Here is a 17798-nt window from a genome sequence, read left to right as displayed (position 1 = left end):
ACAAACATGTTCACTAAAACACTTTTACAAATGACCTTTGCCGGTTTGGCAACTTTCTCAGCAGTATCAACGGCTAGCGCCGCTGAACAGTTGAAAATGGAAGTCTACAATCCCGGTGAAAAAAGTATCTTCCCAGTATCATCAGAAATCATCAGTGGTAAAACTGAAGTGGCGCTGATTGATGCGCAGTTCCAACGTAATGATGCCGAAGCTTTGGTGAAGAAAATCCAGCAAAGCGGTAAAAAACTGACCACTATTTATATCAGTCAGGCGGACCCTGATTTTTATTTTGGCCTGGATGTCATTACTCGCGCATTCCCACAAGCTAAAGTCATCGCAACCCCACAAACTATTGAAGAAATTAAAGCGACTAAAGATGGGAAAATGGCTTATTGGGGCCCAATCTTGAAGGAGAATGCCCCAGATCGCGTGATTGTTCCGCAAGAACTGCAAGGCAAGAGCTTTACTATTGATGGACAGAAAATCGAAGTTGAAGGCTTGGATGGCCCATCACCAGAGAAGACATTTGTCTGGGTCCCTTCACTAAAAGCCGTTGTTGGTGGGGTTGCGGTCTCCGGTAATATCCATTTATGGGTAGCCGATACCCAAACACCAGAATCGCGCCAACACTGGCTGACGACGCTGGAAAAAATCAAGGCATTAAAACCTGCCACTGTGGTGCCGGGACATTTTCTGGACAATGCACCACAAACATTGGCTTCAGTTACTTTTACTCAAAACTATTTAACGACGTTGAATGCAGAGATTCCTAAAGCAAAAGACTCCGCTGAACTGATTGCTGCCATGAAAAAACATTACCCAGAGCTGAAAGATGAGTCCAGCTTGGAATTGAGCGCCAAAGTGCTAAAAAACGAAATGAAGTGGCCGCAGTAGCAGCCACAAAAATAAAGTAATACAGATTATCCGGTCAGGAAAAAACTGAGGAAAACACGATGTCCAGCAGTACGTTACATTACATTTTTGATCCATTATGTGGTTGGTGTTATGGCGCAGCGCCACTCATACAAGCTGCGCAAGATATTCCTGACCTGATATTGGTATTACATGGTGGCGGGATGATGTCTGGAGCAAATCGGCGTCAGATAGACAGCCAATGGCGTGGCTATGTCATGCCGCATGACCAACGCATTGCTCAGTTAACCGGGCAAACTTTTGGTGACGGCTATTATAATGGCTTGCTGAATGATACTTCAGCCATTATGGACTCCACGCCACCGATTGCCGCTATTCTGGCAGCTGAAGAGCTGGCTGGGCGTGGCGTCACCATGCTCCATCGCATCCAGCAAGCTCACTATGTCGAAGGCCGTCGTATTGCCGATACGCCAGTATTAACAGAACTTGCTGCCGATATTGGCTTGGATCCTAAGGCATTTATTGCTGCCTTCAATGCTGCACTAATAACATCCAGTCAGCACATTGCACAAAGCCGCGCATTACTGGCAAAAGTGCATGGGCACGGGTTTCCCACATTGGTATTGCAAGATAAACAGGGAAAAATGACTACCCTGCCAGCAAGCGAATATTACGGAGATCCATCAGGCTGGCGTAGTTTTTTAGAAAATAGCATGGCTGGTTAAACACTGACAAAGACCTCCTCATGAATATCTTGGGGAGGTCGCGCAGTACCAGGTAAGCAGAAACGGGCCACCGACTGATTAAGTTGGAAAATTTGCTGCTGTAACACTTCAGATGCGCGAGTCGATTGTTCAACTAACTCAGCATTCAATTTTGTGACCTCATTAATCATCCCTACCCGCACAGAAATATCCTCAATTCCCTGACTTTGGTCATGTGAGGCGGCAGATATTTCTGCCATTAAATCAGTTACTTTAACGACCGCATCAATAATTGCGCGTAAGTTATCTCCAGAACGCCCCACTAAACCAGCCCCAGCAGATATATATTTAGCTGAGTTATCGATAAGCCGCTTAATGTTCAGAGCAGAATTACCACTTTGATGGGCTAGCATCCCAACTTCGCGCGCTACCACGGAAAACCCGCGTCCATGTTCACCCGCGTGAGCAGCCTCGACAGCGGCGTTTAACGCCAAGATATTGGTTTGAAAGGCGACTGATTCTATCAATGTGATAATTTCGGCTATCTCTTGCGAGCCGGTAGAGATATCAGCCATTGAATTTACCACCCGAGACATCATATCTCCGCCGTGGCTGGCGATATCTTTTGCTTCATTTGCTAAATGATTAGCCTGATCTGCGCTCAGTGAATTCTGTTTCACACGGGCAGTAAGCTGGTTCATGTTCTGTGTGGTGGCCGCCAGTGATTGAGTCTGCGACTGGGTTTGTTCAGAAATACGATGGCTGTCAGCGGCGATTTGATTAACCCCGGCCAAAATAACCTCGACACCACCACGTACCTGACTGACCAATGCCACTAATCCTTGTTGCATCTGGCTTATACTGCCAGCCAGTTGATGAACTTCACGGCTGGTAAACGCATTGTGGCCAATTTGACGTGATAAATCACCCGCGGCAATAACGTGTATTTGCGAAATAAGATAATTTAATGGCCTAATAACCCAGCGAGTAACCCCCAGCCAAACAGAGAAAGCCAGACCCAGTAATATCACTAAGGCGATAATAACGGCTTGCTTCGCTGAGGAGAGTGAAGAAAGTAACTGAGCATCCATGACTGTGCGGTTGTTTTCACTTGCCTGCAAATAAGCGTAATACTTTTCAGTAAAATCACTCTGAAAACCTTGAATAGGGACTTCAAAAAAAACATCGATACTGTTATTTTTTTCCAGTCCTTGCCCAATTTCAGTTAATCCCTGATACAACTGCTGATAACTCGCCTTGAGTGCAACGAACTCTGGACGCGTATCTTGAGCAGAAAGCCGCACCAATTGATGATAATCATCTTGTGAGTGCTGCAAAGACTGTAAAGCTTCACTTAAAAGGCTATGCCAGCTTCCTTCAGAGCCGGTCTCTTTATCTTCCATATAATAGATCCCTGCTCGATTGAGTTTATCGCTGGCGATTAATAACTCCATTCTGGCCCGGTCCATTAATACTTCTTGCTGATGGCTCTGATGTGCTTTCTCAACATTAACTTTGGTACTATCCAATATATGGGACAGGAAGCCGATAGAAAATAGTTGTAGTAGCGAGAAAAGACTAATGACTAGGATAAGACCAGACAATATACCGAATTTTCCATTGGTAAATGAGCATATAGCTTTAACATGAGATATGAATTTCATAACAGAAAAATCAACACGAGGAAACATTGTCTTTACACTTGGCTATGATTGAGATATCAACATTAGCGATTAAATATGACAAATGTATTTCAATATACAAATAACTCCTATAGCTTAATAAAGCATCAATTAATGCGGAAAAATTCACTTATAACCACCAGTAAGAGAGCTTATATCTCAATACGAGTTAACAGACGTAAATTGTTAACAGGATGCCCTTGAGACTGCTCCATCAAGATAGTATTTTTGTTCAATTTATAAAATATAGGATGGCTCACAGAATAAGGCGTATTTAAAAAATCATATAAATAACGATCTTCTTTGTTGACTATTGATAAAGACAATACTTTACCGACAAAAATATTTTTATTCACATCGACAGCAGTGAAAACAATATTACGCCTAGCTTTTATATTACTGGCATCGTCGTAAACATCGGCTGATGAATTTATTTCTCTATTTATAATACTAACTCTAGAGTAAACATGATAATTTTCGTCTAAATGATTAAAGTTATAATTAACCTCCCAGTAGCCTTCAATATCACTCATAGGATGAATAGAATAATAGCTTCGCCCTGTACCGTATCCTAACATTAATCCTAAAAAAACACTTAACAACATGAGGTTAATTATTTTCTTTCGCATGTTAACCCACCCGCTTGCTGTTTACAGACCGTGTATTCTCCATTTTTTTGTTTCTTCAAAAAAACATAAGGTGCTTTATTGTAAACAGACAAAAACGCTTTATCATGCATTTCATCCAGGTTAACCAATATGGGTAATTCTCCGGTATCTACGACTCTCACTTGATAATAATATGAAGTCACTTTGAATGAAAAAAACAAGAAAAGGAAAAAAGCCAATAACATAGTGACTTTATAAATGAAGCCAATAGACTTAGAAGTGGTAGTGATAGTTTCATTTTCTAAATCATCTGACAAATTTTTATTAGGAAGTGATAAATTGCATGAAGGATCATTTAATACAAACTTAGGTTTAACACCAAGGCAATAGCCTTTTTTAGGGATAGTCATCACTAACTCATGCCCCTTATCATCTAAAGCATGACGCAAATTGCTGATAGTTTGCGTTAGTGTATTATCTGTTACATAGCTCCCTTCCCATACCTTTTGCTCTATTTCCTCACGAGAAAGAGCAGCAGGATAATGATTGCATAGAAAGAGCAATACTTCAGACTCTTTATTTCTTATTTTTAAAGTACGCCCTCCTTTATCCAGAGTCCTTTTTTGTGGGAAAAACACAATATCCCCAATGGCTATTTCATCCATTTTAGCTCTCACATTTATGAACATCACCATTAGAATCTAACAGAAATAATATTATCTATCCTTAGTTAGAAAGCATGAGCAAAACCAAAAATTATATATATTATAAAAAATCAACAGCAAATAAAAATCATCAGCCATTAAGGAGGAAGTCTACCAATAAACATAGGTTAGTAACAAAAAATGACCATTATCAAAACCTTGCTTATAAGATATGATTTGTAAAATATCTAATTAAATAAAAACAACTCTAGAGGATATATGAGAGTAAAAAAGATAAAGGCAATGCTATTTATCACGCCAATTATTTTTGGGTGTCAATTAAACAATAAAAACAGTTTTATCGAAAAAAATACAATAGAGCAAATAACCGCATTAACATCGAGCATGCGCTTTTTAAAGGAAATATGTCATATTGAAGGACTAGCAAATGAAGACGAAATAGTTAATAGTGCAGTAAGAATGATAAAAAAAGACAATCTTACATTATCATCTGAGTTTTATATAACAATATCAAATAAAACCCAAGCCAGATACGAAGAAATAAAAGCACATAAGGTAGAGCAGGATATTAAATGTAATGAGCTTAAAAATACGCTAAGTGGTTTTATTAATAGAATGAGAGAGTAATTTGTTCACCAAAGAACAGATAGATACCACCGGACAAAGCAATATATGGACCAAATGCGATATATTTCACTTTTTTGTTAAAAAAATAATAGATAGTGATGTAACTTATAATACCCAGGCAGGAAGATAGTAATATTAGACAGGGTATTGCAGCTACACCGAACCAAGCCCCTAGCGCAGCCATCAATTTGAAGTCACCATGCCCCATGCCATCAATACCTTTGAAAATCTTAAATAAGAAATACGGCAACCATAAGAATATGTAACCTACTACAGCACCAATAACTGAGAAAGGCAGAGGTGAAAAAGTGTCATTTATATTGATAAGTAGGCCAACCCACAATAATGGCAATGTAATATTATCAGGGAGTAGATAACAATCAAGATCGATAAAAGTTAAGGTAATCAGCCCCCAAATTAACACTAGGCTGGCAACCATCACGTAATCATCCTGATAAAAACGACTTACCGCAAGAGTTAACAGGGCAGTAAGAATCTCTATAATGACGTAACGAGGATTTATTTTCCTACGGCAACATTGGCTAGTACCGCGTAAAAATAGCCACCCCAATAAAGGTATATTATATTTTAATGGGATAGAACAATAGCAATGTGGGCAGAATGAATTTGGAAAGCACAAGTTAAATTCATGCCTAGACTTATGACATCCGCTATGACTAACGCTATCTATTTCATTTGATGTAGAACTGGATAGCATAATAGGAAGGCGATAAATGATGACATTTAAAAAACTACCAACACATAGCCCAAGAACAACATAAAATATAATGCAAATAAATATATATATATCAAGCATAGTTTTATTAGATACCTTGTGATAATAGCAGAATAATCTCACCAAAAATATAACCAGATTCTTTACTAGAATTTATATCTACTTTACTAATTATAATAGCTCTATCATTAGACAATAAAAAAATGGCATCTAGCATCTTCGATAATTCAGAACTTTCAATTTTTAGTAAAATAGAGTTTTTCTCTAATGAATAAATATTGAAAACCATATCGTTTTCACTGAAGATCATTGCCACTCTACTTTCAATTTCTTGTATTGAAGCATTTCCCTCATCCAGTAAGGAGGCAGGCCTCAACTTTAACTGCGCTGCAATAGACGAATGGTAAATTATATTTTTCTCTAACTCAGAATATTTCTTCAATAGCGAATTATTCTCTATTATAGACTTAACAGCACAACACAATATAGCAAGCAGTAAGAAATAAACTAAGCTAGCCAATATATTATTAAAAATAAATTTGATGATAAATATCTTTGCATTCATAGCGAATATTTAAACACTACATTGTAGGTTTCATTATTATAAGGAACTTTAGATACTCTGATTCCTTCTATTTCTATCTTATCCACATCATATTCTAGTAATTCATCATTCATATAATCAAGATTAAAAATAATTTTTTTCTCATTATTATTAAAGTTAATACTATTTATTGTATTATCTGTACTTCCAATAAATATACTTGAAGCATGTAACATGAAAATGAAATCATTACCAAATACATTACCAGATAAATTACTGTCATTATATTGAGTTACATCTCGACTGTTTAAATCATACTGTTTCACCGATGGATAGTGAGCATAAAAATTTTGCGCAATTTTATTTAGCATATCAATATCACGCTCTATCATATAGTTACAATGTAAGGAGTTGAAAAAAACACCGATAGAAAATAACAATCCAAAACTCATTATTCTCAAAGGTGAAAAACGATTACTGGTTCGTTTTCTATAGCGATAATACTTTCCAGTAAGAAAATTGGCACCATTATTATCAATATTTTCTGCCATTATGCTTAATGCCTCGCAAAATTGCATTGGTTGCAATTTTTCGATTTGATCCGAAGCACAACAAAATGTATTTTTGGATAAGTCTATTAACTTTGCCAAGTGCAGCTTCTGTAAAATATCGTCCCTAATAGAAAAACCTGAAACATCGCTATTTCTTATCAGGCATTGATTATCGAACTTCAGTAGTGAGCACTTTCCTTCATTAAATGGCAACGTTAATACATCAGGAATAATAAGACGGACAGATATACCAGCATCATTTAGCCATCTCATCCAGCAATTCATCAGTTCATGCTCAACAGCTGCAACATAGCAAAAGTTTTCATCATATTTTAAAATGACAATATGGAAATTATCTACATCTCCGGCAATCGTTTTTTCAAAAGAGAATTTAAGCTGTTTTAAACTTCTGGTTACTCTTCTCCTCTTTAACTCTATTTTCCTGTAAATAATAAAACTAGTAGGTATTAAGACTGTCACATCGCAATGAGATAAGGTGGAGATATTTTTTAATTCTATGCAGTCATTTAACTTTCCAAACTGAAAGCTATCATCTTCCTTCAATTTCAAATACCAATATATAGGCTCATTAGCCTGACAACTCAACCTAATGATAAGTTTATCTTTGGAGGAAATGCTATCCAAGATATTATTCACCGACAGAGAACCTCCTTTCCAAAACAGAAATATGACTCTCCTTTACCTTAAAAAGACTTATTAACTGATAACCTACATTGTTACCATCAGATCTGAATATAGATGAAAAATAGTACTCATCATGTGAGAAGCTTGACACTATAATTTTTCTTAATTTATGCATATCCTCGGCATCGATATTTGAGTCATTAAAAATAAAATCAAAAAATTCTTTAGCACTACTCCATCCATTAACCGGCCGGGACAATATAGCTCGAGTAATAACGGCTTCATTAATCATATTCAATAGCATTGCCTGCACCAACTTACTCTGCCTAGCTTCTAGCAGATTGACGTTAATTAATAATTTATCGTCATACCTTGAACAAAAAATAGATGACTTATCAGAGACAAATCTATCTACGTTAAATAGATTACTTGCCAGAATTTCAGTCAATATCGCGTTAACACGAACATCATTAACCTTATGATTTATATTAAAAAAGTCATCATCATTGATCTCTACATCATTTAGTGTCATAAATACTATGTTTTCTGGCTGTAATATTTTTTTCAAAACCAACCAAGGGTAAACTGTATTTAATGACTTATCATTAATGGACAAATATTGCAGAGCATTAATGTTGAAACAATTTACTTGCTCAATTAGATTAAAATTAATATAGTTATCATTGATCACCATAAAATTAGGTGAAGCGCGTGTGGCCAGCGAGATATTATTTATTAATTGCTTACTTGATATATTTACAGTCATCTCTTGAAAAAATATCTCTTCTGCACCTAATAGCAACCATCGTCTAGAATTACTGTTTTTTATTTTTTCGGTGATATAATAAATTTCCGACCAATAATAAGATGATATCGTGACCATGGTACTCATCAGCAAGAGAATACACAATACCAACAGTAGGGCCATCCCGCGCTGCTCCACTATTTCCTTCCTGGTTAATAATGACTATTTAATAATGTAATAACTCGCCGGACAGTTCTTTGGTTACCTATCTCAATAATAATTTCAACAGCTTTAGGCAATAAGTCCTTTTCACTCCACTCAATTAACCATGAAGTTTCATGATATATTCGCATACTAAATCCGGTAACTCCCTCTAGAATTTTTGATACTCTGGGATTATTTTCATTGGAATCATAAATAAGCTTTTCTAAACATCTATTTTTTAACCTAAAACCGATCTTTTCTGATTTGATATAATAGAGAGAATCTGTATTAGTATTAAGTGATAAGTAGATTCCAAAATCATCGCTTCCTAATAATAATTTAGCTACTCTGAAACTGTGCTCTGATGACTTTTTGTCTATTGGCTGAGAAACTTTTGTTGCATGCGAGATATTATTCTCTAGCATATTTATGGCTATTTGTAGCTTATGAATTTGCTTTGCTTTATTGTTAACTGCCTCACTTCCTTTGGCAACAATAATCAGCGACTGATAAATAGCTAAGCTCATCAAGGTGAAGATAGTCATTGCAAGCAGCGTCTCCAATAAAGTAAAACCAGAGCATGAATATTTACTCATTAATATATTGATATCCCTCTAATATAAAATCAGGATCTTCATTATATACTTGACTACGAACCTCAACCGTAACAACATTAATTCTTTCATATTTTATTTCTCGTGATTGCCAATGCCATAATTTATTCATCATTAACTCACTCCCCTCCACCCAGTTCTCTGTTTGCTTTATTTTTTTAATATTAATTTCTGCCAAAATATTATCGGCAACCCAATAGGCTGTAATTCTATCTTCTAACATTTTAATCCGTATTAATTGCTCGCCGACTATCTTAACCATACTGACACCGGCGATGGAAAAAATAGCCATTGCGATCATTACTTCTAGTAATATGAAACCAGCAGAATTCGACGAATTCTTCTTCTCAGGATTAATAACTATAACGGTCACAAAGAGTCATCCACTTTGCTTTCCACTGATGATGCCGACCAGTTACCGATATCATCTTCAGTATCTATTACTCTATCGGGGCCCGCTGAAAATATATCAATTTCTTCATACTGCCCAGGATTAATTATCTGATAAGAATTATTCCATGGATCTTTCGGCAATCTACGAATATAGCCGTTATGAGGATAAATTCGTGGAATAGGATGTTCTACGGGTTTAACGGCAAGTGCTTCGATACCCTGTTCCTCTGTTGGATAATAGCCATTATCTAGCTTATACATCTCCAATGCATTTTCTAGAGCAGCAATATCACTTAGTGCTTTCTGTCGGTCAGCCCTATCTTTATTAGACATCAGGCTAGGTATGGTCAAGCTCGCGAGAAGACCTAAAATTATGATAATAACCATGACTTCTAATAATGTAAAACCACCTTGTCTAAGGTTTAGCATAAAGCCCCTTAAATAATAGTCACAAAACTAAGTTATTCATTTCCAATATTGGCTGAAATATTGCCAAAACAATGAAAAAAACAAACCCTGCCATGAAAATCATTATCATGGGTTCTAAAAGTGTTGTAAATACACCTATCTGGTCCATTAGCTCTTGCTCTTGAATATCAGTTATTCTTTCTAATATCGTGTTCAACTGCCCACTACGTTCACCTGATGAAATTAAGTGTAATATTATAGGGGAAAACACTTGGCAACTTGTTAAAGATGACGAAAGACTATCGCCTTCACTAACTGACTTTATTGAATTGAATAGTTGTTGCTTAATATATTTATTAGTTAACACTCCATTACTAATTTTCATCGATTTGATTAAGCTGACGCCATTAGAGCTTAAAATTGCCATCATTCTTAGATAGCGGGATATGTTCAATCGAGAGATTGCCTTGCCTAGCATAGGTATTTTTAAACAAAAATGGTCAAGAAATAAATTTATTTTTTTTACTCTTATCGTCCAGTTAAATAGAACTATAAATAAAGATGACATGATAATAATAAATGACAAATTGTCTTTAACCCAATAACTTAATGCCATAAGAAGTTTAGTCGACATTGGTAACTCTTTTTCATAGAAAGAAAACTGTTCAATAAGACTCGGTATTACGATAGATAAAAGTATAGCTATTACACTTATAGATATAAAAACCAAAAAACCGGGGTAAATCAACGCTTGTATTATTTTATTTTGTATTTTATAAGTTTGTTCAATATGATCTGCTAATTTTGCTAATACTATATCTAAATGACCAGAGACTTCTCCTGCAGTAATCATAGAGCGATATAGTATATTGAATACGTTAGAATATAACGACAATGAATCAGAAAATGAATGCCCTTCTATTACACTTTTCCTTATCCCATTAATCATATCCCTGACATTACTCTTCACACTCTGCTTTTCAATTATCTCCAGAACCTCATCGAGTGGTATTGCTGCATTGACTAAAATAGACATTTGTCGAGTGATTAAAATGAGGTCTTTTTTGCTAACCTTGGTAAAGTATTTAGTGACTCGAATAAAGGAGCTTGCCCGTTTTATTCTCACATTCAATAAGCATAGATTTCGTTGATAAAGAGCATTTCTGGCTGCAAATATGTTTTCTGCATCGATACTCCCTTTTACTTTGACTCCTTGAGGATTTATCGCTGCATAGTTAAATACAGGCATGCTGATCCTCTAAATGTACTCGTTTCACTTCCTCTATTGTTGTTAACCCAGCGATAATCTTATCAATGCCATCCTGTTCGATGCTGCGTATATGCCCTTTCGCCTGTTTGAACAAGTCGAGCTCACTCTTTCCTTTATAAATACCGTCCCGTACGCTGTTATTAACCATCATTAATTCATGTAACGCTATTCTCCCTCGATATCCGGTTACATTACATTTAGCACAACCTACCGCGCGGTATCCATTACCGCTCAAAGGTATCTGGTAGTTGACACTCATTTCTTGCAATACATCTTCTACATGTGCATATTCCAATCGGCATTCAGTACATAATCGCCGCACCAGTCTCTGAGATAAAACAGCCAACAACGAGCTTGAGAGCATAAAAGGTTCAATCCCCATATCCTTCAATCTTGTTACTGCACCAACAGCGCTATTCGCATGTAATGTTGATAACACCAAGTGCCCGGTCAATGAGGCTTGTACCGCTATCTGGGCCGTCTCTGTATCTCGGATCTCGCCAATAAGAATAACATCTGGATCCTGTCGCAGGATTGCTCTCAAACTACGTGAAAAAGTCATATCAATCTTTGAATTTACCTGTGTCTGAGATATTCCATCGATATCAAACTCGATCGGATCCTCAACTGTCATAATATTTTTTTCTTGCGCGTCTATTCCCATTAAAGCGGCATAGAGTGTAGTACTTTTGCCTGCGCCAGTAGGACCAACAACTAAAACGATGCCATGAGGTTTATGCATTAATGTATGCATAGAGTCACAATTTTTTGCTGACATTCCCAGAGACTGTAAATCAAGTTTTAAGCTGTTCTTATCTAATAACCGCATCACTACACGCTCACCATGATTAACCGGCAATACTGAAACACGGACATCTAAAGCCCTGCCAGCTAAATTTAGAGCGATGCGTCCATCTTGTGGAATTCTTTTTTCTGCAATATCTAATTTAGCCATAATTTTAATTCTAGAGACTAATAATAGCGCTACTTTGCTACGTATTTCCAAGATATTTTTTAGTACACCATCAATACGAAATCTTATAATCATTTTTTTATCAAAAGAGTCTATATGTATATCTGATGCCAACTCTTTAACTGCCTCAGCCAAGATCGTATTGATTAATTTTATTACAGGTGCTTCATTATCTGTATCCAGTAAGTCTTCACTGACAGGAAGTTCACCACTAAATGAATAGATAGCGATTTCATCACTAATAGCACTCATTATTTTATGTGACTGCTTCGAGCTTTTTTGATAGACAAATGCCAGGCTATTTTCAAACTCGTCATCAGTAACAAAATTAAGATCTTGAGGCTGATTGCCGACCCGATTACCTTCAAGTATCGCCTCTAGGGAAGCTGAATTTCGGCAGATAAGTTGATAGCCCTGTTCAATTGGTAATAAAATAACACCATTATCTCTAGACCAAGCAAATGTTAGTGGTAGAGCCTCAGTTTTATTTTTAATCATATTTAATCCCTACCATATTATAAAAGTTAATTATATCTCTTTTGATAGCATCAAATTCACCATAATTTACTTTATCAATTAACATATCAATAGATGGTTTCTCATTATCATCAGTGTACAAATTATTATAGGCAGTGTATTTATCTGTGGTGACCTGCGTATAGTCACTTGTTTCTCTGAGTATTGTTGGCTTAATAAATAATATAAGATTACTTTTTTCTACTTTCTCTCTACTTTGTCTAAATAGCGCACCAATTAAAGGAAGGTCACCGAGAAGAGGAATTTTATTAATAGTTTTACTGATTTTTTTATCCAGGAGCCCTCCAACCACAACAGTTTCGCCACTTTTGACCAAGACAGCATTATTGACAACCCTTTTATTAAAAACCGACCCTAAATTATGAGTATTAATATCAGAATTATCAGCAACACTTGATACTTCCTGCCTGATCTCAAGTAATACTGAATCCCCTTTATTTATCTGTGGTTTAACTTTCAACATCACACCAACTGATTGCCTGGAAATCGAATTATATACTTTATCTGTTGCTGTTGTTTGTGTTGACGTTAGAACTGGAACCTCTTGGCCTACGTTAAACTCTGCCTCCATGTTATCCAATGTAACAATGCTTGGTGTCGCCAGAATATTATTATTTGAATTAGTTGCTAAAGCAGTAAATAGGCCATCCCAATTTCCTTTGTAAAAACCCGCAGTTAACCCTGCAATTAACTTTGGCACTGGGTTTTCACTACTATTTTTACTCTTCACACTTTCAGGGTATTGGAGAAAATTCACACCGCCATAAAATTTATTAGCCCACTGAACCCCTAGATTCAGCCCTTCGCCATTCTGAGTCTCAACTATAATCGCTTCTACTAACACCTGAGCACGCCTGACATCTAACTTTTCTATAACTTGTTCTAATTCTTTCATTATTTTAGGTGTCGCGGTAATAACTAATGTATTAGTCTGATCATGCGCCTTGATTGATACAGTTTCGTCACTATTTTTCCCGGCGGACTTTTTATTTTTATCACTCCGGGATCCGTGACTTATGCCATTTAGAACATCCAATAATTTTGATGCTTGCGCATACTTCATGTAGATGACTTTGGTATTACCATAACTATCTTGTTGCTGATCAAGTTCCTTTATCATTTGAATGGTTTTCTTTCTTGTATGATTATCACCACTCACCAATATAGAGTTAGTCCTATCATCAGCAATTATTTTTCCAGCATTAAATGATTCTTGCCTATTCGTCACTGTCGGGTTGATTATCTGATTGACTAACTTTACAACATCGGATGCTGTTGCATAACTCAGTTTGTAGAGTTCAATGTCTGCCTCTCCGGGTAGATCAAAGGCACTAATAATGGAATGTAAGCGATTGACTACTCCAGCGCGTCCAGTGATTAATATTGTATTGGATGGATCATAATGAATAATACTTCCCGAATCTGAATTATCATTTAATTGTCGTAATAGTGGGGCCAAATTCTTAGCTGATATATGTTTAAGTTTAAAAAAACGATTCACAAGCTCATCACCCTGTGCTTCATTTAAATTATTTAGCATAGGAGCAACTGAACTTTTTGCACGTTTTGAAGGTATGACTTTTAAAATATTATTAGGCATTTCAACAACGGTAAAACCATAGACATCAAGTACATTCAGAAAAAATTGATAATACTTCTCTTCATCTAATAACTCGTAGCTACGAATGCTGACTAAGCCTTGAACCTTAGGATCTATAATTATTGTCTTATTAATATTCTTACTAACGGTGTTGATAAACTCTTTTATATCAGCATCTCTGAAGGAAACAGAAAAATTAGCACCACTGACTTCTGCAGATAAGATGATAATCAATGCTATGGTTAATGATTTTACCTTGTTACGTTTAGCTCTAAAAATCAAACTAACTCTCGTAAAGTTGATTGAATATAGCTTTTTACTCCCGTACATAAAACGCCCCTTACCGTAATAAATCAGGGTGTGTTAATTATTTAATGACCAAGGTATAATATTGTTCTTTTTCACTAATTATAATCCTATCAGCTAAAATAGAGACTATTACTCTATGAGTATTTTCTATTTCATTATGGATAAAGTAGATATTTTGCTCCCCATTAATGCTCAAAATTGCAATAGACTGTGATTCGTCGGTATGTTTCAGTACACCAACTAATTTTAAGTTTCCTGTGTAGATAGGTGCATCAGTTATATCAGCAATTATTTTATTTTCTTTATCTATTCTTACATCACTATTTTTTGTTCTAAAAAAATCAATCTGTTTAATTTCTTCGAGCCATTTGGATCTCTCTGTTAAATTATCATCTTCAGTATGTGTATACTCATATAATACTGGAATAGAATTTCCCCTTTCATATATTATCGCACCGATTCCCAAATAGAATTGATGTATAATGCATATTATTATAGCTATATCTAGTATATAGACCTGCAACTTAACTAACATTTCAAAGGGTGTTATTACTATCCTGGTGAAAAATGATAACACCCTTACCTCTCATGTAGAGAAATTTTGATATGAATAATAGAGTGGATATCCACCTATTTCTAGTAGCCAATAAACCTATCAGTCATCTTATTTGAAACCATCGTATTTAATATTCCTGAATCCAGCCTGAGACCATATCTGTTTATAGTTTTCACGATGCCATCAGGTATACCTGCATTCTTTAAATGCACTCTAAATTTATGTATTAACTGATGATAATTATTATCAGAAATACTTTTATGATTTTCATACCATACAACCTTGATAATGTCTTGTTTTCTATTTACATCATTAAACAAACACATAACCAATCTCTTTTGCTTTTCATTAATATCAATAGTTAATTTTTTAGAATGGAAATGTATTTTATTCATACAGCAATCCAGTGATATCTCTTTTTCATAATCAATCACTCCTTTTCCATTAATATCAATAAATTTACTACCAGAAACAACAGAGACTGTATCGACATACATAGATAACCCCTACAAATATATTCACTCAGTTAATAAAAACAAATCACATAGCAGATGTGATAAGAGAACAAGTGACTATTATCGCGTTTACTTAATGAATAAAACCAATCAAATTATATTTTTTAATTATATTTGATATTTAACAAACATTTTTAATCTATAAAAATATACTCGAAAGCCCACATAAATCCAATAGCTACACGGCATAATAACAAAGTGAAGTAATATGTTATTTAAACATATCATTTATAATGATTTAATCATGCAATCCTATGGAAATAAAATATCTATTTATAATATTTATCAATTAGTTAATTCATCGCATAAACCATAAGCAGTCACAGGTTCAACATACAATAATAATTAAAAAATTCAAGGAATAAATATTATTTAATAATAATCAATCAAGATATTTACCAATCACACAGAATAATAACATTTACATATTCCTTTTATCGAAACATATAATGTGAATTTATTTAATTATATAATTCATATGTCCGACATTAATACTAAATGACGCTATATACATTGTTATCTTGTCACCTAAGCTTTGCTTTAATCATATAACCATAAAATTTAATTACGACCAAGGGAGATATGTCACTAAAAAATAGAATAGGATAAATAAATTAATGTTACCAAGCGAATCTGCGCTAGCTATTCCCCTTGAGAAAACTCAAGAGGAATAGAAAAAAGCTGAGTAATTACATGAAGAACTCGACTACACCGCCATTTAAGTTGTACATGCTACCGACTATTTTTATTTTCCCTTCTTTCTCTAATTTATTAATTATCTCACTATTTTTACGTATCTCATCAATAGTGTGCTTCACATTATTTTTTGCTACGGCATCGACATAACGTTCATTTTTACTGCTTTTTTCACCATCAAATTGCGTCGTCTCAATTGCTGGTTTAATTTTATTGAGAAGGCCAGTCAAATTGCCAAGCTCCACGTTATCAATGGCACCTTTTATCGCACCACAGGCGGTATGCCCCATGACCAAGATAACTTTTGCCCCTGCCGCTGCACACGCAAATTCCAAGCTACCTAATAAATCTTCATTCGAGATATTACCGGCAATCCTGGCATTGAATGTTTCACCTATCCCGGTATCCAGTACAATTTCGGCTGGCGCACGGGAATCAATACAGCTGAGAATAACTGCCGCAGGAAATTGACCGTCGGCGCTACTTCTCTTCTGAGCAAGATAATCATGTTGCTGCATTTTTCCAGAAATGAATCGCTTGTTACCCTGCTTCATTCCTTCAATGATTTGATCTGGTGTTAATTTATCCCTCTCTGCTTGCGTCAGGGCCGCTGCATAGGATATTTGAGGCAATCCCAATCCAATCCCGCCTATTACCCCCGCAGCAGTGATGCCAAGAGCAGCTTTAAGCACGTTCCGTCGGCTATTAGGATGGTTCTCTTCCGAACAGCAACCCGTTATCTTACTCATACACTCTCCTTAAAACTATTATCATCATTTGATACTGCATACTTAATGAGCAGCCTATTAAATGTAGTACATGTAAGTTGTATTACGCGACTGCAAATGAGCTAGTAGTAAAAAATCAGCCTTTTCCTTAAGTTACGGTAATTGGTATTACAGACGTTTACTAAGATCTTTATGGTGAACTCTCATCCATTGCGCCAGTGAATCTAATGTTGGCTGTAATGTTTTACCCAATGCAGTAATTTCATATTCAACACGCGGCGGAACTTCGGCATAAACCTTACGGTAAACCAAACCTCGTTGCTCAAAAGCACGCAACTGCCGAGTAAGTTCTTTTTGAGTGATGGGGGCAATCGCGCGTTGTAATTCACCGAATCGGATTGGTGCGGCAGTCACAATCAAACGATAAAGAATTGGAATGGCCCACTTGCCGGCAATAAGCTCAACAAATTGCACCATCGGACATTTCTCGTCTGTTATGGCGTCATCAGCGGTAGGTAGCGATTTATTTTTAAGGCTAAGGGGCTTATAGACTGTCATTGCTTTCCTATTGCATCATTAGTATCAAATTGGTACCTACTATACTTTAGATACTTT

20 protein-coding genes are annotated in these 17798 nt (G+C 35.8%); 3 read left to right on the top strand and 17 right to left on the bottom strand.

What is annotated here, in order from left to right; genetic code table 11:
* The first annotated feature begins 6 nt into the window (after nucleotides 1-6).
* Nucleotides 7-894, top strand: coding sequence for an MBL fold metallo-hydrolase (locus tag N0H69_RS07605; protein WP_050152253.1), 888 nt, complete (start codon nucleotides 7-9; stop codon nucleotides 892-894).
* 59 nt (nucleotides 895-953) lie between these two features.
* Nucleotides 954-1598: a DsbA family protein gene (locus tag N0H69_RS07600; protein ID WP_050135927.1), complete on the top strand. Its 645-nt coding sequence runs from the start codon at nucleotides 954-956 to the stop codon at nucleotides 1596-1598.
* Here N0H69_RS07600 and N0H69_RS07595 read toward each other — a convergent pair.
* The 3 genes from N0H69_RS07595 to N0H69_RS07585 all read right to left on the bottom strand — a co-directional run bounded on the left by N0H69_RS07595 (nucleotide 1595) and on the right by N0H69_RS07585 (nucleotide 4532).
* The gene (locus tag N0H69_RS07595; RefSeq protein WP_080994266.1) at nucleotides 1595-3241 is read right to left on the bottom strand and encodes a methyl-accepting chemotaxis protein; all 1647 of its coding nucleotides are present in this window, start codon (nucleotides 3239-3241) and stop codon (nucleotides 1595-1597) included. The genes N0H69_RS07600 and N0H69_RS07595 overlap by 4 nt on opposite strands.
* A 170-nt stretch (nucleotides 3242-3411) precedes the next feature.
* Nucleotides 3412-3888, bottom strand: coding sequence for a hypothetical protein (locus N0H69_RS07590; protein WP_050152255.1), 477 nt, complete (start codon nucleotides 3886-3888; stop codon nucleotides 3412-3414).
* Entirely contained in the window at nucleotides 3873-4532 is a 660-nt protein-coding gene (locus N0H69_RS07585) for a winged helix-turn-helix domain-containing protein (protein WP_050109899.1), read from the bottom strand. Before N0H69_RS07585 ends, N0H69_RS07590 begins: the two co-directional genes overlap by 16 nt.
* A gap of 258 nt (nucleotides 4533-4790) precedes the next feature.
* On the opposite strand from N0H69_RS07585, the gene gspS reads away from it, so the two are divergent.
* Complete coding sequence (gene gspS, locus N0H69_RS07580) at nucleotides 4791-5159, top strand: type II secretion system pilot lipoprotein GspS (RefSeq protein WP_050152256.1); 369 nt, start codon at nucleotides 4791-4793, stop codon at nucleotides 5157-5159.
* Here gspS and N0H69_RS07575 read toward each other — a convergent pair.
* The 14 genes from N0H69_RS07575 to N0H69_RS07510 form a co-directional block, all read right to left on the bottom strand.
* Nucleotides 5140-5976 carry a prepilin peptidase gene (locus tag N0H69_RS07575; RefSeq protein ID WP_050152257.1) on the bottom strand — a complete coding sequence of 279 codons (837 nt, stop codon included), beginning with the start codon at nucleotides 5974-5976 and terminating at the stop codon, nucleotides 5140-5142. The genes gspS and N0H69_RS07575 overlap by 20 nt on opposite strands.
* 7 nt (nucleotides 5977-5983) lie before the next feature.
* Nucleotides 5984-6460 (bottom strand): hypothetical protein, encoded by a 477-nt coding sequence (locus N0H69_RS07570; protein ID WP_050152258.1) that lies wholly within the window; start codon nucleotides 6458-6460, stop codon nucleotides 5984-5986.
* On the bottom strand, nucleotides 6457-7647 hold the full coding sequence (gene gspL / locus N0H69_RS07565; RefSeq protein ID WP_050152259.1) for a type II secretion system protein GspL: 1191 nt from the start codon (nucleotides 7645-7647) through the stop codon (nucleotides 6457-6459). Before gspL ends, N0H69_RS07570 begins: the two co-directional genes overlap by 4 nt.
* Nucleotides 7640-8518 (bottom strand): hypothetical protein, encoded by an 879-nt coding sequence (locus N0H69_RS07560; protein WP_155412599.1) that lies wholly within the window; start codon nucleotides 8516-8518, stop codon nucleotides 7640-7642. Before N0H69_RS07560 ends, gspL begins: the two co-directional genes overlap by 8 nt.
* Before the next feature lie 74 nt (nucleotides 8519-8592).
* The gene (gene gspJ, locus N0H69_RS07555) at nucleotides 8593-9180 is read right to left on the bottom strand and encodes a type II secretion system minor pseudopilin GspJ (RefSeq protein ID WP_050152261.1); all 588 of its coding nucleotides are present in this window, start codon (nucleotides 9178-9180) and stop codon (nucleotides 8593-8595) included.
* Complete coding sequence (gene gspI / locus N0H69_RS07550; protein WP_172665479.1) at nucleotides 9173-9571, bottom strand: type II secretion system minor pseudopilin GspI; 399 nt, start codon at nucleotides 9569-9571, stop codon at nucleotides 9173-9175. The genes gspJ and gspI overlap by 8 nt, the downstream gene beginning before the upstream one ends.
* On the bottom strand, nucleotides 9568-10020 hold the full coding sequence (gene gspG, locus N0H69_RS07545) for a type II secretion system major pseudopilin GspG (RefSeq protein ID WP_050109832.1): 453 nt from the start codon (nucleotides 10018-10020) through the stop codon (nucleotides 9568-9570). The genes gspI and gspG overlap by 4 nt, the downstream gene beginning before the upstream one ends.
* A gap of 19 nt (nucleotides 10021-10039) precedes the next feature.
* Nucleotides 10040-11248, bottom strand: coding sequence for a type II secretion system F family protein (locus tag N0H69_RS07540; RefSeq protein WP_050152262.1), 1209 nt, complete (start codon nucleotides 11246-11248; stop codon nucleotides 10040-10042).
* Nucleotides 11235-12740, bottom strand: a complete 1506-nt coding sequence (gspE, locus tag N0H69_RS07535; RefSeq protein ID WP_050123995.1) for a type II secretion system ATPase GspE — start codon at nucleotides 12738-12740, stop codon at nucleotides 11235-11237. The genes N0H69_RS07540 and gspE overlap by 14 nt, the downstream gene beginning before the upstream one ends.
* Complete coding sequence (gspD, locus tag N0H69_RS07530) at nucleotides 12733-14709, bottom strand: type II secretion system secretin GspD (protein ID WP_080994265.1); 1977 nt, start codon at nucleotides 14707-14709, stop codon at nucleotides 12733-12735. The genes gspE and gspD overlap by 8 nt, the downstream gene beginning before the upstream one ends.
* Before the next feature lie 37 nt (nucleotides 14710-14746).
* On the bottom strand, nucleotides 14747-15265 hold the full coding sequence (locus tag N0H69_RS07525; protein ID WP_072077707.1) for a type II secretion system protein N: 519 nt from the start codon (nucleotides 15263-15265) through the stop codon (nucleotides 14747-14749).
* A 59-nt stretch (nucleotides 15266-15324) separates the two neighbouring features.
* Nucleotides 15325-15741, bottom strand: coding sequence for a winged helix-turn-helix domain-containing protein (locus N0H69_RS07520; RefSeq protein ID WP_050109836.1), 417 nt, complete (start codon nucleotides 15739-15741; stop codon nucleotides 15325-15327).
* Nucleotides 15742-16448: 707 nt separating this feature from the next.
* Entirely contained in the window at nucleotides 16449-17204 is a 756-nt protein-coding gene (locus N0H69_RS07515; protein ID WP_050109837.1) for a carbonic anhydrase, read from the bottom strand.
* A gap of 147 nt (nucleotides 17205-17351) precedes the next feature.
* Nucleotides 17352-17741, bottom strand: coding sequence for a winged helix-turn-helix transcriptional regulator (locus N0H69_RS07510; RefSeq protein ID WP_050109838.1), 390 nt, complete (start codon nucleotides 17739-17741; stop codon nucleotides 17352-17354).
* Nucleotides 17742-17798: the final 57 nt, after the last annotated feature.

Source organism: Yersinia alsatica (assembly GCF_025133195.1).
Lineage (GTDB): Bacteria > Pseudomonadota > Gammaproteobacteria > Enterobacterales > Enterobacteriaceae > Yersinia > Yersinia alsatica.
The sequence above is the reverse complement of the archived record's forward strand: the minus strand, read 5'-3'. Positions and strand labels throughout refer to the sequence as shown.

Coding starts and splice junctions, on each gene's coding strand:
- N0H69_RS07605 (WP_050152253.1), top strand. CDS start 7: ATGTTCACTAAAACACTTTTACAAATGACCTTTGCCGGTTTGGCAACT.
- N0H69_RS07600 (WP_050135927.1), top strand. CDS start 954: ATGTCCAGCAGTACGTTACATTACATTTTTGATCCATTATGTGGTTGG.
- N0H69_RS07595 (WP_080994266.1), bottom strand. CDS start 3,241: ATGAAATTCATATCTCATGTTAAAGCTATATGCTCATTTACCAATGGA.
- N0H69_RS07590 (WP_050152255.1), bottom strand. CDS start 3,888: ATGCGAAAGAAAATAATTAACCTCATGTTGTTAAGTGTTTTTTTAGGA.
- N0H69_RS07585 (WP_050109899.1), bottom strand. CDS start 4,532: ATGGATGAAATAGCCATTGGGGATATTGTGTTTTTCCCACAAAAAAGG.
- gspS (WP_050152256.1), top strand. CDS start 4,791: ATGAGAGTAAAAAAGATAAAGGCAATGCTATTTATCACGCCAATTATT.
- N0H69_RS07575 (WP_050152257.1), bottom strand. CDS start 5,976: ATGCTTGATATATATATATTTATTTGCATTATATTTTATGTTGTTCTT.
- N0H69_RS07570 (WP_050152258.1), bottom strand. CDS start 6,460: ATGAATGCAAAGATATTTATCATCAAATTTATTTTTAATAATATATTG.
- N0H69_RS07560 (WP_155412599.1), bottom strand. CDS start 8,518: ATGGTCACGATATCATCTTATTATTGGTCGGAAATTTATTATATCACC.
- gspJ (WP_050152261.1), bottom strand. CDS start 9,180: ATGAGTAAATATTCATGCTCTGGTTTTACTTTATTGGAGACGCTGCTT.
- gspG (WP_050109832.1), bottom strand. CDS start 10,020: ATGCTAAACCTTAGACAAGGTGGTTTTACATTATTAGAAGTCATGGTT.
- N0H69_RS07540 (WP_050152262.1), bottom strand. CDS start 11,248: ATGCCTGTATTTAACTATGCAGCGATAAATCCTCAAGGAGTCAAAGTA.
- gspE (WP_050123995.1), bottom strand. CDS start 12,740: ATGATTAAAAATAAAACTGAGGCTCTACCACTAACATTTGCTTGGTCT.
- gspD (WP_080994265.1), bottom strand. CDS start 14,709: ATGTACGGGAGTAAAAAGCTATATTCAATCAACTTTACGAGAGTTAGT.
- N0H69_RS07520 (WP_050109836.1), bottom strand. CDS start 15,741: ATGTATGTCGATACAGTCTCTGTTGTTTCTGGTAGTAAATTTATTGAT.
- N0H69_RS07515 (WP_050109837.1), bottom strand. CDS start 17,204: ATGAGTAAGATAACGGGTTGCTGTTCGGAAGAGAACCATCCTAATAGC.
- N0H69_RS07510 (WP_050109838.1), bottom strand. CDS start 17,741: ATGACAGTCTATAAGCCCCTTAGCCTTAAAAATAAATCGCTACCTACC.